At 66.5% G+C, this 23,383-nt stretch carries 26 protein-coding genes; 11 read left to right on the top strand and 15 right to left on the bottom strand.

Annotation, left to right across the window (positions count from 1 at the left end; genetic code table 11):
* The first annotated feature begins 8 nt into the window (after positions 1–8).
* Positions 9–644 carry a TetR/AcrR family transcriptional regulator gene (locus ACERIM_RS05905; protein ID WP_373631704.1) on the top strand — a complete coding sequence of 212 codons (636 nt, stop codon included), beginning with the start codon at positions 9–11 and terminating at the stop codon, positions 642–644.
* 29 nt (positions 645–673) lie between these two features.
* Here ACERIM_RS05905 and ACERIM_RS05900 read toward each other — a convergent pair whose 3' ends face one another.
* From ACERIM_RS05900 to ACERIM_RS05870, 7 genes are all read right to left on the bottom strand, one after another.
* The gene (locus ACERIM_RS05900) at positions 674–1,429 is read right to left on the bottom strand and encodes a glucose 1-dehydrogenase (RefSeq protein WP_373631703.1); all 756 of its coding nucleotides are present in this window, start codon (positions 1,427–1,429) and stop codon (positions 674–676) included.
* Positions 1,430–1,831: 402 nt separating this feature from the next.
* Positions 1,832–4,546: a valine--tRNA ligase gene (locus ACERIM_RS05895; RefSeq protein WP_373632007.1), complete on the bottom strand. Its 2,715-nt coding sequence runs from the start codon at positions 4,544–4,546 to the stop codon at positions 1,832–1,834.
* A gap of 674 nt (positions 4,547–5,220) precedes the next feature.
* Complete coding sequence (locus ACERIM_RS05890) at positions 5,221–6,123, bottom strand: DUF6293 family protein (protein WP_049965837.1); 903 nt, start codon at positions 6,121–6,123, stop codon at positions 5,221–5,223.
* A 50-nt stretch (positions 6,124–6,173) separates the two neighbouring features.
* Positions 6,174–6,401, bottom strand: coding sequence for a hypothetical protein (locus ACERIM_RS05885; protein WP_049965836.1), 228 nt, complete (start codon positions 6,399–6,401; stop codon positions 6,174–6,176).
* A 49-nt stretch (positions 6,402–6,450) separates the two neighbouring features.
* Positions 6,451–7,089 carry a hypothetical protein gene (locus ACERIM_RS05880; RefSeq protein WP_373631702.1) on the bottom strand — a complete coding sequence of 213 codons (639 nt, stop codon included), beginning with the start codon at positions 7,087–7,089 and terminating at the stop codon, positions 6,451–6,453.
* A gap of 47 nt (positions 7,090–7,136) precedes the next feature.
* On the bottom strand, positions 7,137–8,615 hold the full coding sequence (locus ACERIM_RS05875; RefSeq protein ID WP_373631701.1) for a sodium:solute symporter: 1,479 nt from the start codon (positions 8,613–8,615) through the stop codon (positions 7,137–7,139).
* Complete coding sequence (locus ACERIM_RS05870; protein ID WP_373631700.1) at positions 8,612–8,863, bottom strand: DUF3311 domain-containing protein; 252 nt, start codon at positions 8,861–8,863, stop codon at positions 8,612–8,614. The genes ACERIM_RS05875 and ACERIM_RS05870 overlap by 4 nt, the downstream gene beginning before the upstream one ends.
* 176 nt (positions 8,864–9,039) lie before the next feature.
* On the opposite strand from ACERIM_RS05870, the gene ACERIM_RS05865 reads away from it, so the two are divergent.
* The 3 genes from ACERIM_RS05865 (at position 9,040) to ACERIM_RS05855 (ending at position 11,999) form a co-directional block, all read left to right on the top strand.
* Entirely contained in the window at positions 9,040–9,861 is an 822-nt protein-coding gene (locus ACERIM_RS05865; RefSeq protein WP_373631699.1) for an ArsR/SmtB family transcription factor, read from the top strand.
* Positions 9,862–10,258: 397 nt separating this feature from the next.
* Positions 10,259–11,695, top strand: a complete 1,437-nt coding sequence (gene dnaG, locus ACERIM_RS05860; protein WP_373631698.1) for a DNA primase DnaG — start codon at positions 10,259–10,261, stop codon at positions 11,693–11,695.
* 130 nt (positions 11,696–11,825) lie between these two features.
* Positions 11,826–11,999: a hypothetical protein gene (locus tag ACERIM_RS05855; protein WP_172704490.1), complete on the top strand. Its 174-nt coding sequence runs from the start codon at positions 11,826–11,828 to the stop codon at positions 11,997–11,999.
* 30 nt (positions 12,000–12,029) lie between these two features.
* Here the strand turns inward: ACERIM_RS05855 and ACERIM_RS05850 are convergent, their stop codons facing one another.
* Positions 12,030–13,355 carry a DUF92 domain-containing protein gene (locus ACERIM_RS05850; protein ID WP_049965830.1) on the bottom strand — a complete coding sequence of 442 codons (1,326 nt, stop codon included), beginning with the start codon at positions 13,353–13,355 and terminating at the stop codon, positions 12,030–12,032.
* Between the two features lie 159 nt (positions 13,356–13,514).
* Between ACERIM_RS05850 and ACERIM_RS05845 the strand changes: the two genes are divergently transcribed.
* Entirely contained in the window at positions 13,515–14,120 is a 606-nt protein-coding gene (locus ACERIM_RS05845; protein ID WP_006647823.1) for an undecaprenyl diphosphate synthase family protein, read from the top strand.
* A 7-nt stretch (positions 14,121–14,127) separates the two neighbouring features.
* On the opposite strand, the gene ACERIM_RS05840 is transcribed toward ACERIM_RS05845, so the two are convergent.
* Together ACERIM_RS05840 and uppS are read right to left on the bottom strand one after the other, a co-directional pair.
* Positions 14,128–14,502 carry a hypothetical protein gene (locus ACERIM_RS05840; protein ID WP_006647824.1) on the bottom strand — a complete coding sequence of 125 codons (375 nt, stop codon included), beginning with the start codon at positions 14,500–14,502 and terminating at the stop codon, positions 14,128–14,130.
* An 84-nt stretch (positions 14,503–14,586) separates the two neighbouring features.
* Positions 14,587–15,519 (bottom strand): polyprenyl diphosphate synthase, encoded by a 933-nt coding sequence (gene uppS, locus ACERIM_RS05835; RefSeq protein WP_373631697.1) that lies wholly within the window; start codon positions 15,517–15,519, stop codon positions 14,587–14,589.
* Positions 15,520–15,685: 166 nt separating this feature from the next.
* Here uppS and ACERIM_RS05830 point away from each other — a divergent pair, with 166 nt between their 5' ends.
* From ACERIM_RS05830 to hemA, 5 genes are all read left to right on the top strand, one after another.
* Positions 15,686–16,102, top strand: coding sequence for a DUF5778 family protein (locus ACERIM_RS05830; RefSeq protein WP_373631696.1), 417 nt, complete (start codon positions 15,686–15,688; stop codon positions 16,100–16,102).
* Between the two features lie 11 nt (positions 16,103–16,113).
* The gene (locus ACERIM_RS05825) at positions 16,114–16,266 is read left to right on the top strand and encodes a hypothetical protein (RefSeq protein ID WP_373631695.1); all 153 of its coding nucleotides are present in this window, start codon (positions 16,114–16,116) and stop codon (positions 16,264–16,266) included.
* Positions 16,267–16,352: 86 nt separating this feature from the next.
* Positions 16,353–17,435, top strand: a complete 1,083-nt coding sequence (locus tag ACERIM_RS05820; protein ID WP_373631694.1) for an Lrp/AsnC family transcriptional regulator — start codon at positions 16,353–16,355, stop codon at positions 17,433–17,435.
* Positions 17,436–17,464: 29 nt separating this feature from the next.
* Positions 17,465–18,118, top strand: a complete 654-nt coding sequence (locus ACERIM_RS05815) for a bifunctional precorrin-2 dehydrogenase/sirohydrochlorin ferrochelatase (protein WP_049905338.1) — start codon at positions 17,465–17,467, stop codon at positions 18,116–18,118.
* Positions 18,118–19,440 (top strand): glutamyl-tRNA reductase, encoded by a 1,323-nt coding sequence (hemA, locus tag ACERIM_RS05810; RefSeq protein WP_373631693.1) that lies wholly within the window; start codon positions 18,118–18,120, stop codon positions 19,438–19,440. The genes ACERIM_RS05815 and hemA overlap by 1 nt, the downstream gene beginning before the upstream one ends.
* A 108-nt stretch (positions 19,441–19,548) precedes the next feature.
* Here hemA and ACERIM_RS05805 read toward each other — a convergent pair whose 3' ends face one another.
* The gene (locus ACERIM_RS05805) at positions 19,549–19,878 is read right to left on the bottom strand and encodes a hypothetical protein (RefSeq protein ID WP_006647830.1); all 330 of its coding nucleotides are present in this window, start codon (positions 19,876–19,878) and stop codon (positions 19,549–19,551) included.
* Positions 19,879–20,020: 142 nt separating this feature from the next.
* Here ACERIM_RS05805 and ACERIM_RS05800 point away from each other — a divergent pair, with 142 nt between their 5' ends.
* On the top strand, positions 20,021–20,281 hold the full coding sequence (locus tag ACERIM_RS05800; protein ID WP_006647831.1) for a glutathione S-transferase N-terminal domain-containing protein: 261 nt from the start codon (positions 20,021–20,023) through the stop codon (positions 20,279–20,281).
* 22 nt (positions 20,282–20,303) lie between these two features.
* Here ACERIM_RS05800 and ACERIM_RS05795 read toward each other — a convergent pair whose 3' ends face one another.
* From ACERIM_RS05795 to ACERIM_RS05780, 4 genes are all read right to left on the bottom strand, one after another.
* Entirely contained in the window at positions 20,304–20,501 is a 198-nt protein-coding gene (locus tag ACERIM_RS05795; RefSeq protein WP_049965823.1) for a hypothetical protein, read from the bottom strand.
* A gap of 91 nt (positions 20,502–20,592) precedes the next feature.
* Positions 20,593–21,228 (bottom strand): HAD family hydrolase, encoded by a 636-nt coding sequence (locus ACERIM_RS05790; protein ID WP_006647833.1) that lies wholly within the window; start codon positions 21,226–21,228, stop codon positions 20,593–20,595.
* A gap of 147 nt (positions 21,229–21,375) precedes the next feature.
* Entirely contained in the window at positions 21,376–22,359 is a 984-nt protein-coding gene (locus ACERIM_RS05785; protein ID WP_006647834.1) for an ABC transporter substrate-binding protein, read from the bottom strand.
* Complete coding sequence (locus ACERIM_RS05780; protein ID WP_373631692.1) at positions 22,356–23,375, bottom strand: ABC transporter substrate-binding protein; 1,020 nt, start codon at positions 23,373–23,375, stop codon at positions 22,356–22,358. Before ACERIM_RS05780 ends, ACERIM_RS05785 begins: the two co-directional genes overlap by 4 nt.
* Between the last annotated feature and the right edge of the window lie 8 nt (positions 23,376–23,383).

Here is a 23,383-nt window from a genome sequence, read left to right as displayed (position 1 = left end):
ACTCGGGTATGTGTGCTTCGGACGCGATCGACGAGATGGACCCCGGGAAGCGAGACATCATGGAGGCGACGTACACCGCCGTCAGTAAACACGGGTACAGCGACCTCACGATCCAAGACATCGCGGACGAGTTCGAGAACAGCAAAACACTGCTCTATTACCACTACGACGGGCGAAGCGAACTGCTCGTCGACTTCCTCGACTACGTTCTACAGCGGTTTCTCGCGGAACTTCCGGCCAGTTCGGAGTCGCCTCGAGACGAACTCGAAACGCTCGTCGACACGCTGTTACCGACGACCGTCGACGAGGAGCCGTATCGCGTGATGCTCGCGATGTTCGAACTCCGGGTCAACGCGCCCCACGACGACGACTGTCGGGAACAGTACCTGGCTGTCGACGACGAACTCAAATCGCATCTCACGGACATCCTCTCGCGCGGTATCGAAGCCGGAGACTTCGAACGGATCGATCCGGCAGTGGAGGCGGAACTGCTCCTCTCGCTGTTGATCGGAACGCGGGCACGGCGTCTCACCGTCTATGAGCCGGCAGAGTCGATCGACTCGCTCAAGGCCGCGATCGAGTCCCACATCGACCGCATCTCGGCCGACGCCGACTCGAGCGCGCCCCGAGCGGACGACGACTGAACTGGACTCGTCGGATCGGGGCTCCCCACTCAGGCGAGTTTTCCGCCTTCGACCGGAAGGGCGTGACCGTTCACGAACGACGCGTCCGACGAGGCGAGCCACGCGACCGTATTGGCGATTTCCGCCGGTTCTGCCATCCTGTCGAGGGGCTGTTCGCCGGTGATCCGTTCGACCGCATCGGGGTGTTTCTCGAGCGATCGTTCCACCATCGGGGTCCTGACGACGCCCGGACAGACCGCATTGACGCGAACACCCCGATCGGCGTAGTTGACGGCCGCAGATTTGGTGAGCCCGACGACGCCGTGTTTGCTCGCCGTATAGGGTGCGGTCCCATCAGCTGCGAGGCCGGCGATCGAAGACGTGTTGACGATCGCACCGCCGTCCCCCTCGACGAGTTTCGGGAGTTCGTATTTCATCGACAACCAGACGCCCGTCAGATTGATGTCGAGAACGCGGTGCCAGTTCTCCGCCGTCTGTTCGGTCAATGGCGCGTTTTCCCCCTCGATACCCGCGTTGTTGTGGGCCACGTCGAGGCCGCCGTAGGTTTCACACGCGGTTTCGACCATCCGTTCGACGTCGTTTTCGTCGGTGACGTCGACTGCCACGAAGGTCGCTTCACCACCGTCCGCTTCGATTCCGTCGACGGTCTCGGTTCCGCCGTCCTCGTCGACGTCGGCGACGACGACCCGTGCCCCTCGAGATGCGAACTGTTCTGCCGACGCCCGTCCGATACCCGATCCCGCTCCCGTTACGATCACCGTCTTCCCGTCGAATTCGTCCGTCATACTTGTATTGAATATTTGGTTAATATATAAATCTTGGGTTGCACCCTCCCTCCACGGACGACACGTTCAGGCCAAACACGGTGTACTCGGTTCGGACTCGTCCCGTCTCGAAGCGATCCGGATCGCTCCGGGTCACCGAACGGAGACAACAGCTCCTCACTATCGCGAATACCTCACAGAATCGTCCGAACACTGCCCAGTCGGGTGGGTGTCACGCCGCACGACCCTCGGTGCGAGCGCCAGAGGACCGTTCCGGTCGCCGACCGCGACGGATGGCGAAAACGGCCAGCACCGTCCGCGATGGAGCAGTCAGCCGCGACGAACGGCGGCAGTTAGCGAACTGCAGTACTGATTTCTCGACGTTCCAACGGGGCTCCGACGGACCCGCTTTCGGCGGCCGTTTCAGCCCTCGAGGATGACGACCGCCGACTCGGTCTCGATCATCTCGCCCTCGCCGGAGTAGGTCCGCTCGAGTTCGACTTCGAACAGGTCGTCCTCGAGTTCCTCGCCGGCGACGCGCAACACACCGTCGTCATCGTGGTCTCGCGGCTCATCGCCGCTCGACTCGTCCGCGGAGCGTTGCTCCGCGCTCACGATCTCGTACTCGCCGCTCTCGATCCCGGCGTCGATCTCGCCGACCTTCGAGCCGAACTTCGGCCCGAGCGTCGAGTAGTCCAGATCGATCGCGGCGACCTCGGTCGAGATCTCGGGCTCGTCCTCGAGCAGAGTCAGCTCCCGCACGTGCATCACGTTCCGGATCGCGTCCTCGAAGCCGTCGACCGGGCCGTAGACCGACACCGACTCGAGGTCGGCGTTCAGCGGCAGCTGGTTCTCGCTTTTGTACCGGCGCAGCGCGGAGATGACCTCCATGGCGGTCTCGCCGGCCTCGAGATCGGCCTCGTATCCCTGCGGTGCGGGCCAGTCGCGGACGTGGATGCTGCTGTCCTCGAGGGCCGCCTCGCCGTCCGCGTAGACGGCCTGCCAGATCTCCTCGGTCGCGTGGGGCAGGAACGGGGCCCAGAGTTCGAGGAAGGTCCGGTGGGCCGTCCGCAGCGCGTATTGGGTCGACGGGTTGTCCTCGCGGGTCTTGGCGATCTCGAGGTAGTCGTCACAGAACGTGTTCCAGAAGAAGGTCCGCAGGCGGTCGCGGGCCTTCGCGAACTCGTAGTCCTCGAAGTGGGCGGTCAGATCCGCGACGGCGTCGTCGAGTTCCGCCAGCAGCCAGCGGTCGATCGCCTCGAGGTCGGCGGGTTCGTCGGGCTCGCGCGGTGCGAGGGTGTCGACGAGCTTCGAGGCGTTCCAGAGCTTCCGGAGGAGTTTTTCGCCCGCGGTGAGGTCCTTCTCCTGGTACGGGAAGTCGTCGCCGACGGCGGCGCTTGCGGCCCAGAACCGGACTGCGTCGACGGGATACTCCGCCAGGACCTCGTCAGGGGCGACGATGTTCCCTCTCGATTTCGACATCTTCTCGCGGTTCTCGTCTAAGACGTGGCCGTTGATCATCGTCGCGTCGAAGGGCACCTCGCCGGTGTGTTCGTAGCACTTAACGATGGTGTGGAACAGCCAGAAGGAGATGATGTCGTGGCCCTGCGGACGGAGATCGAAGGGGTAGAGTTCGGGGTTGTCCATCGTGAACGCCTCGCTGTCGGCGTCCCAGTCCCAGCCGGCGTTGATCAGCGGCGTCAGCGAAGAGGTCGCCCACGTGTCGAAGACGTCGTCCTCGGCGACGAACTCGTCGCCGCCACATTCCGGACAGCGATCGACGGGCGGGTCGTCGCTCAGCGGGTCGACCGGAAGGTCCGCCTTCTCGGCCATGACCTCGTGGTCGCAGTCGGCACAGTACCAGACCGGGAACGGGATCCCCGAGTCGCGCTGGCGCGAGATCAGCCAGTCCCACTCGAGGCCCTCGATCCAGTGCTGGTAACGAGAGAACATCTTTTCGGGGTACCAGTCCATCTCCCGGCCGGCCTCGAGGTACTCCTCCTTGTGATCCAGAATTTCGACGTACCACTGCTTGGAGACGCGGTACTCGACGGCGGTATCACAGCGTTCGTGGACCTGCACGGCGTGGGTGATCTCCCAGCGGTCGCGCAGGGAACCCTCGGCCTCGAGGTCCTCGACGATGGCCTCGCGGGCCTCCTCGGTGGACATGCCCTCGTAGTCGCCGGCGAGGTCGGTCATCGTCGCGGACTCGTCGATGGCCACCCGCAGCGGCAGATCGTGGGCCTGGTACCACTCGATGTCGTTCTGGTCGCCGAAGGTACAACACATCACGACGCCGCTGCCTTTCTCCATGTCGACGCGTTCGTCCTCGATGATCGGCACCTCGTGGCCGAAGATCGGGATGCGAGCAGTCTCACCGACGAGGTCCTGGTTCTCCTCGTCGTCGGGGTGGACGAAGACGGAGACGCAAGCGGGGATGAGTTCGGGGCGCGTCGTGGAGATGATGAACTCGTCGCGGTCCGTCCCATCACTTGCGAGTTCGAACGCGATGTCGTTGAAATGGGAACCCCGTTCGTCGTCTTCCATCTCGACCTGCGAGATGGCCGTCTCGCACTCGGGACACCAGATCGCGGGCGCTTTCTTCCGGTACTCGCGGCCCTTCTCGTAGAGATCGAGGAAGGACAGCTGGGAGATTCGCTGGACGCGGGGTTCGATCGTCTTGTAGGTGTTGTTCCAATCGATCGAGGTCCCGAGGTTCTGCATCTTCTCCGTGAACTCGGCCTCGTACTCCGTACAGACCTCGCGGCAGAGTTCCTGGAACTCCCGGCGCTCGTAGTCCTGATGGCGAATGTCCAGTTCCTTCTCGGTCAGGCGCTCGCTCGCGATCCCGTTGTCGTCGTAGCCGAAGGGAAAGAGGACGTCGCCGTCGGCCATCCGCTGGAATCGCGCGGCGAAGTCCTGCAGGGTCGAGCCGTAGAGATGGCCCATGTGCAGGCTCCCCGAGACCGTCGGCGGCGGGGTGTCGATCGCGTAGACGGTGTTGGGATCGCGCTTCTCGTCGCCGTCGTAGGCGTAGACGTCCGAATCGACCCAGCGCTCCTGCCAGCGCGACTCGACCGCCTCGGGGTCGTAGCCGCCCTCGAGGGTCGGCTCGTCGGCCTGTTCGGGCGCGTCCATGCTCATGCTCTCACCGCCCGTCGCGGGCGTCGTCGATCCGTCGAAGTTCGAACGTGCAGTCGATTGTCGTCCATAGAGCGGTCGTTGTGCTGTGAATGCTGGTCGGCGACAATACATCCGTCGAAACGGGGTGGGAATGCGGGGCTACGGGGCCCCTACGAAAACGGTGCCGAACGGGCCGTCGAACGGGTCGTTCGCCGCGACGGACTCGATCATACGTCTCACTTGCCCCGGGAACGGTGTTAGGTGTTTCGTCGTCCACTGTCGATCGCTACTCGGAGAATTACCGGTCTTCTACTCGTTCACCCAACCACTATACTAGTCGAGTATTATCGATTGAGGTATCGCACATGCGCCAAAGAGAACAGCGTCGAAATTGCTGCTATTGAGAGTAATACTGTGAGTAGAAGCTGATTCGAAAGATAGGTGTAATATCCGAGGAGTGAGAACGCCACAGCAGACAGAATTCGACTACTGTCTCTTCGCTCGGTATGTAGATGCAGATACAGGCCGAGAGACGCGATAACAAGCGAAATAGGAACGATCACCCATGGATCTCCGAGACCGGAGATACCTCCGAAAGCCTCTCGCATACAGATATGAAATCAATTTCTATTCTGAAATAACTTTTATCTATATTATGGTCTGTCGAAGAAAATCAACCGCCGAGGATCTCATTCGTCTGCATCGTCGTCCGAGTGGGCCCGCACCCACAGTTCGCCGATCCGGGAGAGTCGCGTCCGGTAGGACTTCCCGTGTTCCTCGCGCTCGATGTAGCCCTTGCCGCCCGGCCCCAGCCGGTCGACGTTGTAGATGACCTTCGAGCGGAAGCTGTCGGTGTACTCCTCGTTGAGTTCGCGGGCCAGCGACTCCGCGAGTTCCGAGACGGAGTCGAACTCGCCGTCCTCGCCGAGCTTGTAGAGGATGAGTTCCTCGAAGGGCTTGACGTTCGAGAAGGAAGCGACCGGTAACTCGACGATGTGCTTGCCGTCGATCTCTTTCGCGCCGATGGTCGTCCCGCGCTCGTCGAACTCGGCCAACAGGTCCCGCGCGCTCTCGAGGCGGGTCGCGATCCGGTCGTCTTCGGGGTCGTCGTCGTTCCGGAGGTCCTCGAGCAGGGCGATCTGCTCTCGCAACTCCTCGGCGAGTTCCGTCTCGAGGTACTTCTCGGGGGCGGTGTAGTAGGTGTGGATCCCCTCGCGGTCCTCCTGGCGCTCGACCATCAGCGAGTGGGCGGCGTTGGCGAAGGCGAAACTCACCGTCCGGGGCATCGCGGCGACGTTGACCCAGACCTCGTTGCCGGCGTCCAGTTCCGCAGTAATGAGTTCGTAGGCCTGCTCGAAGGCGTCGTCGTAGTCGTAGACGTCCTCGAGGACGAACCGATCGGTGTCGGCCCCCAGCAGGTTCTTGAAATCGGTCTCGAGTTTCTGAGAGAGGTGGCGGGAGTACTCGACGTTGGCCTCGCTCCCGACCGCGCCCTCGAGCAGAATGACGCTGTCGACGTCGATCTGATCGCGGACCAGCGGCGCGATCAGCCGGTCGTAGTCGAAGCCGACCGGGACGATGTGGGTTTGCATGGCTGGGGATTAGACGGGGCCGATACAAAACCCCTCGAATCTCGGCCGCGTCACTCGGTCAGCGGCATGACGATCCCGAACACGAACGGCGATGCGAATCCGATCGCAAAGCCGACGAGTGCCATCGCGAACAGCAGCGTGTTCTCCCACTGCGGGAGCGAGCCGAAGAGGGCGTGACCGACCAGTTCGGTCCCCGTTCCGACGACGAAGAGCGCGAGGCCGACAAAAAAGCCGGTCTTCGTCAGTTTCGAATAGTTCCGACCGCCGTAGTGTGCCATGGTTGAGTGATCACGCCCCGATCACCTAATTATTACGACAGAGCGACGGTCAGTCGCCGTCGGAGGCCTCGAGGTCGAGCCCCCGGAAGAGGTCCACGATCGCCTCGCGATCGCGGGCCGGATCGACGTCGAGGGCGGCCGCCAGCAGGTCCGACTCGGGGGCCTCGAGCGGGAGGAGGCCGCCGGCCAGCGTGTAGGACTCGCCGTCGGGCCAGACCGCGGCGTGGACCTCGGCGTCGATGGTCACGGAGTCGGCGTCGGGCGTCCCGCCGTCGGTCGCCGCGTTCGCATCGATCGGGTACGCGGCCTCGAGGACCGTCAGGTGGCCGATGGCCCCGTCGGGCCGGTCGATGTACTCGTTTGCGCGTTCCGCGCCGACCTCGATCCCGTCGTCGGCGAGCGTCTCGACGACGCCGTCACGGGCCTTCGGGGCGGCCAGCTCGAGGGCGTCGCCGGGGTCGAGCCCGATCGCCGAGAGGGAGGGGCTGATCGCGAGGTCGACGGTGAACAGCGACCGGGCCGGAACCGAGCCGTCGGCGCGGAGCCGCTCGAGGGCGTCGGCGGTCGGCCGGTGGCGGAAGACGGCTGTCTCGGCGGTGATCGTGGCCAGCGAGAGACTCCGGTCGTCGGTCCGGCCGCCGACGTGCTGCCAGTCGTCGGCCACTGCGGGCGGCAGGTCGATAGCCATCGACGCCGGATACGAGGTCGGGCCCGTTGAGCGTGGCGGTTCGACGGTCAGTCCGCGCCGAGTCGGTCGAAGTAGATCGCGCGGCGTTCGGCCGCCGCCGGGGACGTGACCAGCGAGACGGCGACGGTGACGACGAGGCTCAGTCCCATCCCGACGATGCCGGCCGTCCAACCGGCGTAGGAGCCGGGGACGACGGCGAGGAAGAGACTCGAGAGGTAAAAGCCCTGACTGGCGAGGATGCCGGCGGTGATACCGGCCCGCGTGATCGACCGCCAGTAGAGCGCGAGCAGGACCGGCAGCGCGAGCTGTGCGAAGCCGCTGAACGCGGCCTCGCCGAGTTCGAACAGCCCGGCCGGACGGAACAGGCTGCCGAGAAACGCCGCGGTCGCGAAGAGGACGACGACGCCGCGGGCGATCAGGTCTTCCCGGCGGTCGGAGAGGTCCCGTTCGACGAAGGGGCGGTAGAGGTCCCGCGTGAAGTACGACGAACCAGACAGCAACATCGAGTCCGAAGAGGACATCATCGCGGCCATCGCGCCGGCGATGACCAGCGCGGCGAACCAAGTCGGCGTGTACTCCGCGAGGACCAGTGGCAGGACGTTCGCGCCCTCGGGGACCGCGACCTCGAGGCCGGCGGCCCACGCGCCGAGCATGAACGACGGAACGAACAGGAGGACACACAGGATCGGCCAGAGGGCAAAGGTACGCTTGAGTACGGTTTTCGAGCCCGCGGCGAAGAAGCGCTGGTTGACCTGCGGGAACATCGCGACGCCGAAGCCGATCGTGATCGCCGTCGAGAGGATCCACTTGACGGTGTAGTAGTCGCTGCCAAGCGAGAGGAAGCCGGCGGTGTCCGGGTTCGACGCCAGCGCCTCGGTCGCGGCGCCGGGGCCGCCGACGGCCGACAGCACCCACAGCAGCGCGACCCACGTGGTCACGAGCATGAAGACGCCCTGTAACGTGTCGGTCCAGGCGATCCCGCGCATCCCGGCGGCGACGACGTAGAGGATCATGAACGCGGTGATCAGGCCGGCCCCCGCGGCGTAGGAGACCGCGCCGTTCGTGAGTGCCTCGAGGGCGGTGCCGGCCCCGACCTGCTGGAGCATGACGTACGGGAAGAGCCACACGAGGCTCACGGCGGCGACGAGCCCGCGAAGCCACCGCGAGCCGAAGCGGTCGCCGAGCATCTCGCCGAGCGTGACGTAGCCGTGTTGCCGGCCGAGCAGCCACTGCTTGTAGCCGATCACGTACCAGAGGACGGCGAAGATGATCCCGTCCATCAGCCCCATGACGAGGATCCACTCGGGGCCCTGTGCGTAGGCGACGTTCGGGCCGGCGAAGAAGGTAAACGCCGACAGCAGCGTCGCGAACGTCGTAAAGAGCAGGACGACGGTCCCGAGGGTTCGACTCGCCAGATAGAAGTCCTCGGCGGTGCGGTCGGTCAGCCGATAGGCGACCAATCCGACGGCGAGGGCCAACAGCAGGTAGCCGACGATGATCGATAGCTGGATGGTGACGGCGTTCATCGGCGGTCACCTCTGACGTCAGTCCCGCCGCTCGAGCCGTCAGCGGCCGTTTCGATGCCGAGTCCCCAGGCCCGCTGGGCGAACAGCCAGAAGGCGACCGACGCGAGACACATCCAGCCGACGTGCCACCAGAGCCAGACCGGCAGTCCGGCGACGACGGTCGAGGAGCCCCACAGGAACCACGGCACGGTCAGTCCGGCGAGGACGACCGCGGCCGCGAGCCACGGCAACAGTTCAGTCCGGCGCATGTCGGATCGTTCGTCCCGACATGGGTAGTTCTTGCCCTTCGAATACCGATATCGAAGAAATATATTCATCGATAGGCCATCCCCACCATGTCCTGCGGTTTCCGGTAGGTGAAATCGGTCTTTCACCGAGGAAAAAGAGTATATGTGTTTGTCATCGAATAGGAATCGACACCTGTATGGCTCGTCTGTTTCCCTTTCGCTCCGAAACGAACGCCGAGGAAGGCACGCCCCGCATCGTCGATCTCGAGGGGGAGGACGCCGACGCGGTCTTCGCCGCGCTCTCGTCGACGACGGCACGGCGGATCTACGCGCATCTAGACGGCGAGCCGGCGACGCCGAGCGATATCGCCGAGGCGGTCGATTCCTCGATCCAGAACGTCCGCTACCACCTCGAGAAACTCGAGGACGCGGGGCTGGTCGAAATCGTCGATACGTGGTATTCCTCGCGGGGCAACGAGATGAGCGTCTACGCGACGACCGACGGACCCCTGATCGTGACCAGCGACGAGTCCCGCGCGACGCGGCTCAAGGAGGCGCTCTCGCGGCTGCTTGGCGGCGTCGGCGTGCTGGCCGGCGGAAGCCTGCTGGTCCAGTACGCGGCGACGCGGTGGCTCGGACCCACGGACGGGCAGCCGACGGACGATAGCGGGGCACAGCCCGTCGGGGCGGACGGTGGGGCCGACGACGGCTCGAGCCCTAAATCGACCGAGGACGGGAACGATATGGGGACGACAGACGTTGGCGAAAACGGCAACGGAACCGCCGGCGATGCGGGTGCGGACGGTGCCGACGGTGATGTGGGTGCAGACGGTGCCGACGGCGACCTGCTCGAGAACGCCACGGACAACGAGACGGTCGGCAACGTTGCCGACGGCGGCGCGGAAGTGGCGGATGCAGTCTTCGGAACCGTTCCGCCGGGACTGCTGTTTTTCCTCGGCGGGTTGACCGTGCTGCTCGCGGTCGCGGCCTACTGGTACTGGTACCGACCGGCGTACTGAGGGAGTACGACCGTCCGCTGCCGGAGATTTCGGCCGAGGCAGTCAAGCGGGCCTATGTCTCGCTCTCCCACACGCACGTCCCGAAGTTGGCGGACGCGGACCACGTCCGCTACAGTCAGGAGCGAGATGAGGTCGCGCTCCTGGATCACGTGGCGCAACTCGAGCAACCCCGGCGCTATCTCGCGGCCGAGCGATCGACCACGAACGGTTAGTGCAGCCAGCGACGACCGCGCCCTCGCGGGATCACACGAGACGAGTCACGGAGTGTCCGACCGGGAGCCGGGATGCAAGGCTGGCACGGGTCAACAGCTATTTGCCTTTCACGAACGAAATCGTATATAAATCGGTCTCTGTACGCGTTTCCCGCGTCACCGCCCCTCACGGGGACAGATCTCCCATGGAAGACACCTCGAAATACCTCATTCACGCGGACGTGACGGCCGACGGGGTCGTCGAACGCAGCGACGTCGTCGGTGCCATCTTCGGCCAGACGGAGGGCCTGCTCGGCGACGACCTCGACCTTCGCGACCTCCGTCAGTCCGGCAAAGTCGGCCGTATCGACGTCGAAATCACGAGTACCGGCGGCCAGTCACACGGCCAGGTAACCATCGCGACGAGCCTCGACAAAGTCGAAACCGCCACCCTCGCGGCCGCCTTCGAGACGATCTCGCGGGTCGGGCCCTGTCGGGCCGCCCTCGAGATCCGCGAGATCGAGGACGTCCGGGCGGCAAAGCGAAAGGAAGTCGTCGACCGGGCGAAGGAACTGCTCCGGACCGGCTTCGACGACACGATCATGTCCTCCGACGAGATCCTCGCGGAGGTCCGCCAGCAGGTCCGCGTCGAGGACATCACCGAGTACGAGGGGCTGCCCGCGGGTCCCCGGGTGACGGACAGCGACGCCATCATCGTCGTCGAAGGACGGGCAGACGTCCTCACGTTGTTGAAATACGGCATCAAAAACGCCATCGCCGTCGAGGGGACGAACGTCCCCGACGCGGTCGCCGAACTCACCCGACACCGTACCGTCACGGCCTTCCTCGACGGCGACCGCGGCGGCGACCTGATCCTCGAGGAACTCGCACAGGTCGGCGACATCGACTACGTGGCCTTCGCCCCGGCCGAGGGCTCCGTCGAGGATCTGGACCACCACGAACTGTTCGCCGCCCTCCGGAACAAGGTCCCCTACGACACCGTCGCCGAACTGAACGAACCCCGGGAGGCGGTCGCCGCGACCGACGGCAGTGCGACGCCGTCCCCGCCGCCGTCGGACGCCGGCCCCGACGCGACCGACCGTCGAGAGACGACGGCCACGACCGAGACCGGTGCCGGCGACGGGGCGACCGCCGCCGATGCCGACCCGACGCAGCCGGCGAAAGCGAAGACCGAACGGACGGCCACGACCCGATCGGCGGACGAGTCCGGACCGAACCGAACCGGTGCGGAGTCGTCCCCGGCATCCGGCGGTGACCGGACGGCCGCTGACGAGGCCGAATCGGACGACGATCGCTCACCGGAAACCGTCTACGGCCACGCAGCCGCCGTCGTCCGTGCGGAGACCGACCGCGTTCGGTTCCTCGACGGCGACGGGGAGACGATCGACGAGGTCCACACCGGCGACGCGTACGACGCCCTCGAGGACCTCGAGCCGGTGCCGACGACGGTCGTCCTCGACGACGCCTTGGGACAGCGGCTGCTCGATCTGGCGGCCGACCGCGGCGTCGACCGGATCGTCGCCCGCTCGCTCGGGCAGTTCACCAAACGGCCGACGGCCGTCCGGATCCACGCGATCGACGAGATCGCCGAGCGACCGCCGGAGACGAACAAGAGCCACTGAACCGGGTTTCGTACTGATCGCAGGAGAGTCGTGGGCCGGGTGGACAGTGCTGGCAGTGGCTCCGACGGCGTCCTCACCGGCCGGGAGCGGTCCGAACCGTTGATAGGCGGCGAGTGCCGAGCGGCCGGTAATGGCACCACCCGCGACCGCCGCGCTCGCGCTGCTCGGCGTCTGGATTCTCGTGACCCTATGGGCGACGACGACCGCCGCCAGAGGGCAAGCGCGGGCCGACGATCGATTCGGTCTCGAGGAACAGTCCGAACAGTCACTCGAGGAGCCGTCGTTCTCGACTGCGGACGACTGACTCGTGTGCCGGTTTTCGTCCACGCCAACGTCAGCCGAGGAGAGGAACGACCATCACCAGCGCGGCGCTGGCGAGCGCGCCGGACAGCGTCGCGAGGAAGTTCACGCTCTGATTACCCAGCAGCGGCCCCTCGAGGGTCGCCCCGAGGAGGCTGTCGACGGTCATCCCGACGACGCCGGCCGCGACGACGATCGCCCCGCCGACGAGGTCGATCTCGGGGAAGACGCCGGCGGTGATGGCGGCGACGACGGTCGCGCCCGTGAGACCGGCGAGTTCGCCCTGCCAGGTGACGCCGCCGTCGGTGCCTGGTTCGACCGGCTCGAGCGTCGTGATAAGCCGGGGGCGATCGAAGACGCTACCGATCTCGCTCGAGAGGGTGTCGCTCATTGCGGTCGCGATCGAGCCGGCGAAGGCGAAGAGAAAGAGTTCGGGTTCGTGGGGGAGCAATCCGGCGTCGCTGGCCGCGTAGCCGAGGACGGCGACGAGCGCGACCGCGGCGTTGCCCAGGACGTTGCCGCTGCCGCGGGCCCCGTTGTTGTCCTCGGCGACGCCGAGTTCCGTCTTGCGGTCGTACCGGAACTTCGTCGAGAGGCCACCGATGGCGAAGAAGGAAACGAGGACGGCGACCCAGCCGTACCCCCCGAGAACGATCGTCAGCAAGACGAGCAAGACGCCAGTGAGCATCCCGGCGATCGAGGCCGTCTCGAGGGCGTAGGAGGCGTAGCCGAGCGCGACCGTGACCGCGAGCGCGACGACGATCTCGAGGCGGCCGATTGAGGGGCCGAGTTCGGCGAGCAGCCACAGCAGGAGGCCGACCGAGAGGACGACGATCGGGTCGTCGGACCGCAACAGCATGTCCCGGAGCAACGCGCCGAGAACGGCACCGCTCGCGGCCAGAAAGACGACGACCGGCAGCGCGGCGGCGACGGGATCGCCGGCGAGAGCCCGCGTCCCCGCCAGTCCGGCGACGGCGGCCAGGCTCCCCGCGAGACAGAAACCGGCGACGCGAACGACGTCGTTGTCCGTCCGGAGCCTGACGAGTTGCTCGCCGAGATTACCGTAGCCGACCAGCAGGATCGTCCCGACGAAGACGGCGACCGGCATCGACGCCGCGGTCGCGATGAGCCCGAGGGCGACCCCCGCGAGGACGAACGTGATCAGGCCGTACAGCCGCGCGTCCTCGTAGTCGCCCGGGTAGGCGAGCAGGTCGAACAGCGACCCCTCGGGGACGAGGTAGGCCCCGAGCAGGACGACGCCCGCGACGGCGGCACCTACCTGCGGACCGAAGAGCGGCACGGCGAGCGAGAGCGTACAGAGCGCCGCGAACACGCCGGCTCGCCGAACGGGTGCTGTCACGATATCGATCCCTTTCTGTGGCGGTTACTTCAAGCTTCGTGAACCGCTCGAGGCGGGTATTACCGCACTCAGCGGCCCCACTCCGGACGAATCGGCCGGCCGTCGAACGACCGGTCCGAACCCGTAACCGGTATAGCAGCCGCCGAGAAAATCGCCGGTGTGGGACTGTACGAACGGTACCTCGCCTTTCGGATCCGGCGTCACGACGGCGACCCGCCCGATCACGTCGCGCTCGTGATCACCGAACGCGATCTCCTAGAACGGGGAGCCTACGAGACGCTGACCGATTTCTTCGAGTGGGCCACGGAGTACGCATCGCGGATTACGGTCTACGTGAGCGTCCTCGACGAGGCCGCGGTGCCGGCCCTGCAACGGGAACTCGAGACGATCGATGCGCCGCGGCCGGTCGCGGTTCGCGGCCCGGGCGATCGGGCCCGGGCCGACGCGCCGATCCGAATCGGGATCGGACTCGGCGGGAAACACGAGTTCACCAGCGCGGTCCGGACGCTGGCCGAACGGGTCGAAGCGGGCGAGTTAGCGCCCGACGAGATCGACGACGACAGCGTCGAGGACCACCTGATCTTCCCGTCGGAGCCGGATCTGGTGATCAAGACCGGAGCCGAACGGCTCTCGGATTTCATGATCTGGCAGTCGGTCTACTCGGAACTGTACTTCACCGACGTGAACTGGCGGAACTTCCGCAAGCGGGATTTCCTCCGGGCGGTCCGAGAGTACTGTAACCGGTCGCGGCGGTTCGGCCGCTGATCGCGGGTTACGGGGACGCGTTCGGCCCCGATCGGTCGGGCAGCGATGGGTCCGTGAACGGATCCGCGGCCGCGACGACCGGGCGCTCGAGACGGATTCGACCGGTTTCACCGTCGTACTCGAGAACGTCCGCACCCGCGAGTTTCGGGAGGACGACGTGGACGAGCGACGCTTCAACGGTCCGCTCGTCGGCGCCGTCCCGGTCGGCGACGACGGCGGCCAATTCGGTGACCGAAACCGGTGGTTCGGCCGCCGATAGCGCGTGCAAGGCGAGACGCGTCCGCGGGTTCGCGAGGAGCGTGTATGCCTCGTCGAGCGGGACGTTCGTCAGCCGAACGAACCGTTCGACGTCGACTGGAGGGGCGGTGTTCGGAGTCGGCATCACGACTACTACTGCCATAATGACAGTGAAATGTCTTCTGGTGGCTGAAGTAGTCGTTACCGGTGGGGACGAGAACCGGTGCGGTCAGTCCGCGGCCTGACTACCCGAGTCACTGGCCTCGAGATCGTCGGCGTCGGGCCGTTCGGCGGAGGGCAGCGAGTCGCGGAACCGATCGACGATCGCTCGGGCCTCGGCGAGTTCGGTCTCGCTGACGGCACCGAGCAGGGCCAGCGCGCGCCGGGCGCGGGTCCGCCGCCACGATTCCGCCCGGTGTTCGTAGGTTCGGATCCCCCGGAGGAAGTCGGCCTTGGAGAACTCCGGCCAGTAGGGTGTACAGAAGAAGACGGCCGCCTCGTTGCCGTTGGCGTGCCAGGGCAGGAAGTTCGAGGTACGCTCTTCGCCGGCGGGTCGAATTATCAGGTCGACGTCCCGGATCGGCCGGTCGTATAGCCGGCGTTCGATGTCCTCGATGTCGATCTCCTCGGGGTCGAGGTCGCCCGCCTCCACGTCCGCGGCGACTCCGCGGGTGGCCTCGAGCAGTCGCGAGCGACCGCCGTACGCAAGCGCGATGTTGAGCGTGAACCGGTCGTAGTCGTGCGTGCGGCGTTCGGCGTATTCGACGGCGTGTTGGACCCGCTCGGGGAGCATGTCCGTCTCGCCGATCACGCGAATGCAGACCTCGTTGTCGTGGACGCGGTCGGCGTCCGCGAACTCGTGGAGTTTCTCACACAGCAGGTCGAACAGCGCCTCGTTTTGCTCGTCGGGACGGTCGAAGTTCTCCGTCGAGAACGTGTACAGCGTCAACTCCTCGACGCCGATGTCCTGACACCACTCGAGGACGTGTTCGGTCGTCTCGGCCCCCGCACGGTGGCCTTCGTGGGCATCGCTGCCCCGCTTGCGGGCGTAACGTCGGTTGCCGTCTTGAATGACGGCGACGTGGGTCGGCGCGCCCGACACTTCGCGGGCGAGCAACCGCTCGTACGCCGCGTCGACGCGTTTTCGGAGCCACCGCTTCATTACTCGAAGGAAGGTCACCGACGCCTATGTGTCTTGCGTGTCTTTCTCCGAGCGCGAAACCGGTTTGATACCGTGTGTCGAGACGGGTAAAATCCCGCCGAACGACGGGTCGATCGGCCCGTCCGAACCGTGACGGCTTTGGGCCCGGCCCCTCACGGTTCTGACAATGGCAGACGCGAACCAACAGTCGATCGACGAGGACCTCTACCAGCGGACCAAGGCACTGCTCGAGCCCGGCGAGATCGACCTCAACGGGGCGATCGTCCACACCGACTACGACGGCCAGGAGGACGTCAAGATGATGCAGGCGACGATCGACGTCGGCGATATCATCGCCGAACAGTCGGGCTACGACCCGACGGACTGTTTCGTCCACTCGGGCAACGACGACCCCGACTTCTCCTCGAACCAACACCAGGGCCTGACGCTGGAGGACGAGGAGTTCGTCTGGGAGTGTCAGCAGCTGCTGCGAGAGGGTAGCTTCGACATCGTCATCTACTACCGGGCCACGGCCGACCACGAGGCCATCCTCGAGGGAATCCGCGAGTTGGGGTTCGACGTGACCGGCGTCGAAGGCGAGTAAGACCGTCGCGTGTGACCGACAGCCGGTGCCCGAACCGCTGTCGGTCGGCCGACGTGTTCGGGGGGCAGGACGATGCCGTCCGTCGTGCCCGCGAAGCGGATCGGACGGGCTATTTCGAGTCGACGACCTACTTCATACCGACCGGTACCGCACTACTGGCGTGAACCGTCGGCAGCAGACAGCCGGCCGTGTGGACGGCCGGATCCGAGGTTCCAATCCGCTTATACACCGTCAGTCCCGAGGGGTTCGTATGACCACGGACGTCGATCTCACGGAGCGCGAGCGGGCGGTCGTCAACGCCTATCAGGGCGGGTTCCCCGTCGTGGAACGACCGTTCGAACCGGCGGCAGCCGCCATGCGCGACCACGGGGTCGACATTACGGCCACCGAGCTGCTCGAGACGATCCGCGACCTCGACGACCGGGGCGTTCTCTCGCGGTTCGGGCCGCTCGTCAACGCCCAGGAGATCGGCGGCGCGGCGACGCTGGTCGCCATGCACGCCCCCGACGACCGGTTCGACGAGATCGTCGAGACGGTCAACGATCACCGCGAGGTGGCCCACAACTACGAGCGCGAACACCCCCACCTCAACGTCTGGTTCGTCGTGAGCGTCGCGGACGAGGACCGCGTCGCGGCGGTCCTCGACGAGATCGAGGCCGAAACGGGACAGGAGACGTACAATCTGCCGAAACAGCGGGAGTTCCGCGTCGAGGCCAAGTTCTACGTCGACGGCCCGCTGGACGGCGACGGGGACGTCGAGGCGGCCGGCATCGACCGCTCGGATCTGGGGCCCACGATCGAGCCGACCGACGCGGCGACGCTTGCCCCGGCCGAACGCGACCTCGTGATCGAGGTCCAGGACGGCATGCCCCTGACGGCGACGCCCTACGCCGATGTCGCCGACGCGATCGGGCAGGACCGCGAGTGGGTCCTCGAGACGATCAAGCGGTTCGAACGCGAGGGCAAGATCCGCCGGATCGGCGTCGTGCCGAATCACTACGCCCTGGGGTACACGGAAAACGGCATGACGGTCTGGAACGTCCCCGATGAAATCGTTCCCGAGGTCGGCCCCGAAATCGCCGCACTTCCGTTCGTGACACACTGTTACCGGCGGCCGCGTCACGAGGGCGTCTGGCCGTACAACTTCTTCGCGATGACCCACGGCCGTAGCGAGGCCGAAAGCCAGCAGCGAGTCGAACACGTTCGGGAACGGATGGAGGAGTACTGGGACGTAACGGCCAACGACTGGGATACCTTGCACTCGACGCAGATCTTGAAGAAGACCGGCATACGAATGGCGGAACGAGCCGATGCGAACACGAGAGAGCAGTAGCGCCGACCGCCTGACACATATCGTCTACGATGATACCGCTTTTGCACGATTTCACGAACGAGACGGTGCTGATCTTCGGCGGCGGTCCCGTCGGGTCCCGAAAGGCCAGACGGTTCGCCCGCGAGGCGCGGGTGATCGTCGTCAGCCCGGCCTTCGCCGATCGCGAGTTCGGCGGGGCCGAACGGGTCCGAGCCGCGCCCGACCCCGCGGACGTCCCGGCGTGGCTCGAGCGGACCGAGCCCGCTCTGGTCGTCGCCGCGACCGACGATGCGGCGGTCAACGAGGCCGTCGCCGACGCGGCCCGCGAGCGGGGGGCATTGGTCAACCGTGCCGATCGCTCGGGGGAACGCGACGTCGGCAGCGTCGTCGTCCCCGCGACCGTCCGCGAGGATCCGGTGACCGTCGCCGTCGCGACCGGCGGCACCGCGCCCGCGCTGAGCAAGTACCTTCGTGAAGAACTCGAGGAGACGCTTTCGGGGGCCGGCGAGATGGCGCGGGTTTGTGGCGAGTTGCGGGCGGAACTCAAGGCCCGCGACGTGCCGGCGGAGCGCCGCCGAGCGATCGTCACCGACGTCGTCAATTCCCCGGACCTTTGGACAGCTTTACGTACGGGTACTTCCAACTGTGCCCAAGTGATCGAGGACGTGCTCGGCGAGGAACGCTCAGGGGGTGATCGAACGTGATGTCGACCGGAGTCGTCACTGCGGCGCGAGTGACACACGGAAGCGGTAGCGTCGACCAGCTCGCCGCTGCCAGTCCCGACGGCCAGTCAAGCGCCGTCGAGGAGCTGCTGGCCGTTCCCGACATCGAGGAGGCGTACGTCCTCTCGACGTGCAACCGGGTCGAAGCCTACGTCGTCGGGCCGGACCACGCCGTCGGTCGAGCCGCCCTCGAGGAGTTCTTCGCCGGCGTCGCGGACGAGGCAGTCGTCGTGACCGACCACGACGAGAGCTTACGCCATCTCATGCGAGTCGCCGCCGGCCTCGAGTCGGTGATCCTCGGCGAGGACCAGATCATCGGGCAGGTCCGGACCGCCTACGAGGATTCGCGCGACGCCGGCGGCATCGGCTCGATGCTCGAGGCCGGCGTCACGAAGGCGATCCACGTCGGCGAACGCGCCCGCACCGAGACCGCGATCAACGAGGGCGTCGTCTCGCTTGGCTCGGCCGCGACCCGCCGGGCCGCCGAGGAGATCGCGCTCGAGGACGCGACCGCGCTGGTCGTCGGGGCCGGCGAGATGGGACAACTCGCCGCGCGGAGTCTCGCGGCCGCCGACGTCGCGGAAGTCGTCATCGCCAACCGGACCATCGCCCATGCCGACCATCTGGTCGCCGATCTCGAGGCCGAAACCGACGCCCGGGCCGCGCCGCTCGAGGCGCTCGATTCCGTCGCCTCGCGCGCCGACGTCGTCGTCACGGCGACAGGTAGCGAGGAGCCGGTCCTCGAACCCCGCCACCTCGAGGGCCCAAGCGAGCAGGTCGTCGTCGATCTGGGCCAGCCCAGAGACGTCGCCCCGGCGGCCGACGACCTGTCGTCCGTTCGGGTCTTCGATCTGGACGATCTCGAGTCGATTACCGCGGAGACGCGCGACAAACGCACCGACGCCGCTCGCGAGGTCGAGGCGATCGTCGATCGGGAGTTCGATCTCCTGACCGAACAGTACAAGCGCGCCCGTGCCGACGAGGCCATCGCGGCGATGTACGAGGCCGCCGAGCGGATGAAGGACCGAGAGGTCGAGACCGCCCTCTCGCATCTCGAGGAGCCGTCGGAGCAACACCGCGAGGTCCTCGAGTCGATGGCCGACTCGCTGATCAACCAACTGCTCGCCGCGCCGACCAAGAGCCTGCGAGAGGCCGCGGCCGAGGACGACTGGAGTACGATCCACACCGCTCTCCAGCTGTTCGATCCGGAGTTCGGCGAGAACGACGGCCCGATCGCTCCCCCCTCGATCGCTCCCACCGCCGGGAGCGGCGAGGCGGGCATCGGCGCGACCGACGACGACTGATTAGTGCCGTTCTCGAGGAGCTTTCCAACCGCCGAGAGCCACGGGGCCGTCGCTGGGAGCGTCGTGACCCGGAAAACCCCTACCCGTCTCCGTGAGCGCCGTGACTGCCTATCGCTCGGCCGAGCCGTACTCGACGTGGACCGTCGGGACGCTCGCGGAGTCGGCCGCCTCGTTGCCGTTCCAGTCCACCAGTCGGACGTTCGCCATCTGTCCCGAAAACCGGAACCGCTGGACGCCGACGTCGATCGCGCCCTCGGCGACGCCGCCGGAGACGACGGTCCCCTCGGCCACAGGGTCGTCGGCCAGCATCTCGAGGTCGCCGTCGACCGAGATCTCGAAGTTCGATGGAACGCCCCGTCCGACGATCGTGACGAGGTTCGGAAGTGTCTGGGTGGCGTCCGCGGCTGTACTGTTCTGTACCGGAGTGTCGCGTGCCATGGCTCGATAACGCGAGGGTCCCGGCATAAGCTTTCCTGTCGAAATAATGGTAAGATGGCGTGAATACGACGGTCAGGTGACCGGTCGACGCCGGCGGCTGCCCGGCCAACGTTGATGGCGATCCGTGTGGTCGGACCGACGAATGCTCGAACTCTATCAGGCGGAGGACTGCCCGCATAGCGCGACGGTTCGGGAGACGTTGACGGAACTCGGCGTCTCGTACGTGATTCACAACCCCCGTCGGCCCGGAAGCGACGGCGAGGTTTGCAACGAATGGGCCCACGAGGCCATGACGGACCTCGGTGGCACGGACGCCATCCCCTTCCTCGTCGACACCGACCGACAAGAACAGCGCTACGAGAGCGACGAGATCGTCGACTATCTCGAGGAGTACTACGGGTAGCGACGGCCGGCCGTTCGATACGTCAGTCGCTCGAGGGAGCCAGTTCGCGAGCCAGAACCGTCCCGAGTCCGTCGGGCGTCGTCGGCCGGACGAGCGACTCGCTCGAGTCGATCGTGTGGCCCGTTTCGACGTAGTGGTCGATCGCCGCCCGAGAGCGGTCGCGCTGGTCGGGGTCGTCGTCGGCGGTCGCGTGCCAGTCGCAGTCGAGACAGTACTTCATTGTGACTCCGAATCCGACTGTACTCCTGAAGCCCTTTCGGTGAGACGGTGGGTCGCCCATCGCTCTCGAAGCGGCCGAACGACGAGGCCGGTCAGTACAGTTCGTCGAAGGACGTGACCCGGTGGTCCCCGAGAACGCAGCGGCCCCGTTGCTCGTGGCCGACGCGCTCGACGTGGATGGCGTCGAGGCCGGCGTTCCAGGCCGCACCCACGTCACAGGCCCCATCGCCCGCGAGGACGCCGCGATGGCCGTTGTGGCCGACGCCGAGGTCGTTCATTACCCGCTCGACGGGCCCCGGATCCGGCTTCCAGCCCGTCTCCTCGGTACAGCACAGTCGCGCGTCGAACCAGTCGTGGATATCGAGGTGATCCAGGACGGGCTCGGTGAGAAACTCCTGGCAGTGCGTGACCAGCCCGACCGGAACCTCGAGATCGGCGACGACGGCGGCGTCCTCGTGGAGGTAGGTCCGTTCGGCCCGCTCGATCGGGTCCTCCTCCTCGTGGAAGGCCGTCCAGAACGCGTCGGGATCGACCCCCCACGCCTCGAGTTGGCGGTCCCGGGAGCCGGTCAGGCCGTTCCAGATGATCTCTGCCTGCCGATCGGAAAACTCGCGACCGAGCCGGTCGCCGACCCGGTCGAAGACCCCCCGCGTGTAGGACCACTCGACGTCGACGAGGGTCCCGTCGAGATCGAGTAACCAGAAGTCGTAGTCGTGGTCGAGGGTCATTCGGACACAAATGTAGCGGCTACCGGAGTAAATGCCTGTCGCCCGAACGCGGGTCCGGCCCGGCCTCGGACGGTCTCCTGTCCGTCATCCCCGGGAGGACCGCGACCGCCCTGCGGTCCCACCGGGAAATCGGTACGACAAACCGTCTCAGTCGGCCGTCGGCCGGGTCCGGGCGGCGTACTCTGCCACCAGCTGCTCGTCGGTCGGTCGGAACTCGTCGGTCCAGGCGGCGTCGGGGTCGATTTCCCCCTCGAGCAGCGCCGTCTCGGACAGCGTCTCGCCGAGGCGATCCCAGCGGTCGGGGTCCTGTGCCCCCCAGCCGTGGTCGCGGACGAACGGCGTGAACTGCAGCCGGTTGGCGGCGGTCTCGAATTTCAACCGCTCGATCGCTCGATTGCGCTCGAGGGTGGCGTTCCGGTCGACGAGGACGTCGATCGCCCGCTCGGGGTCGCGGGTCGCGTCGGCCCAGCCGCGGGCGGTCGCCCGGAGGAACGATCGGAGCCGCCCGGGGTGGTCGGCCGCGAACTCGGGGCTCGTGACCAGCGTCATCCCGTAGATGTCGAGGAACTCGCCGATCGGCAGTTCGTCGGGCGTCCGGTCGTGTTCGCGGCCGATCTCGATTCCGTTCGTGACGACGCCGACCGCCGCGTCGACGGTCCCGTCGATGACCTTGTGCTGGACGCGGTGGTGGGTGTGGGGATCGACCTCGAGCAGGTCGACCTCGTCGCGAATCCCCGCGTCCTCGAGCAGTTGGGCGGTGAGGATCCGGGTCTTCGTCGCGGAGGGCGCGACGGTCCGCCCGGCCAGCTGTTCGGGCTCGGAGAGGGGCTCGCCGAAGACGTCGCGCAAGGTGTAGACGGCCGCGGGGGTCTTCTGGGTCACCGCGGCGATCGCCCGCGGCTCGAACCCCTCGCTCCGTTTCGCCAGCACGGCGCTGGCCCCGGCCAGTGCGATATCGGCGTCGCCCTGGGCCGCGCGTTCGGCCGCGTACGGCGAGCCGTGGCCCTCGACGAACTCGACGGCGAGCCCCTCGTCCTCGTAGTGGCCCGCCTCACGAGCGAGGAAATACGGTGCTTGGAAGCCGTTGGGCTCCCAGTTGAGTTGGAAGGCGAGCGGAGCGGGTCCGCTCATGTCTTCACCTCGAGGTCGAGCCGGAACAGCCCGTCGGGGAGTTCCGCGACGCCGAGGGCGTCCGCGCCGGCGACACCTTTCAGTCGGTCGAACAGCCGTTCCATCCCGTCGACGGTGCCCTCGTCCCAGTCGCGGACGACCATCTCGCGCCACCGGTCCCGTACGGCACGGACGACGGCGGGATCGTCCTCGTACATGAGCCGCTCGCCGATCTCGTCCCAGAGGTCGTCGTCGCGTTGCAACCGGTCGACCGCGTCGCGATACGCGCCTTGGAACCCACGAACTGCATCGGGGTGAGCCGCGAGGTAGTCCTCGCTCGTCAGGAACGTCGAGACGGGAATCGGCCGATCCTCACCGCCGGCATCGGCGTCCGCGAGCCGGTCGACCACCCGCGACATCGGGAGGACCTCGCGATACGGCCCGGTTTCGACGATTTCGGGAATTATCTGCCAGAACTGGAGGACGCCGTCGACCTCACCGTCCTCGAGCAGCCGAGTGAGTTCGACTTTCGAGCCGGCCTCGACCGGGGTGGCCGTCTCGTCGGGATCGAAGCCGTGGAACTCGCGGCAGGCCGCCCGGACGAGGATCCAGTTCTTGTCGCGGCGTCTGACGACGCCGAGCCGGTGGCCCGAGAGGGCCTCGAGCCCGTCGATCGGGGAGTCTTCGGGGACGACGAGGCCGCCGACCGTCTGGCCGTAGGGATGAAAGGCGACGATCGGCGCGCCCGCGGCGCGCTCCCGCGCCGTCGAGACGTAGTCGATGTCGATCAGGTCGGCGTCGCCCTCCTGGAGTTTCGCCTCGACGGTCTCGCGGCCCTCGTCCAGTTCGTCCGAGACCAGTTGCAGGTCGAGGTGGAAGCCGTGGTCGTGATCGATGCCGAACCGCGTGATCGTATAGAGCATGTACCGCGGGCTCCCGTTGTGTTCGAACCGGGCCCGCAGAACGGGTCGGTCGCCGGGGTCGCCCTGATACTCGTCGATCGCCGCCTGTTGGGTACTGATGTCGATGTCGGTCATGGCTGGAA

The sequence above is a fragment of the Natrinema sp. H-ect1 genome, from assembly GCF_041821105.1.
GTDB lineage: Archaea > Halobacteriota > Halobacteria > Halobacteriales > Natrialbaceae > Natrinema > Natrinema thermotolerans.
Note: the sequence above shows the minus strand (reverse complement) of the source record. Positions and strands in the feature narration are given on the sequence as shown.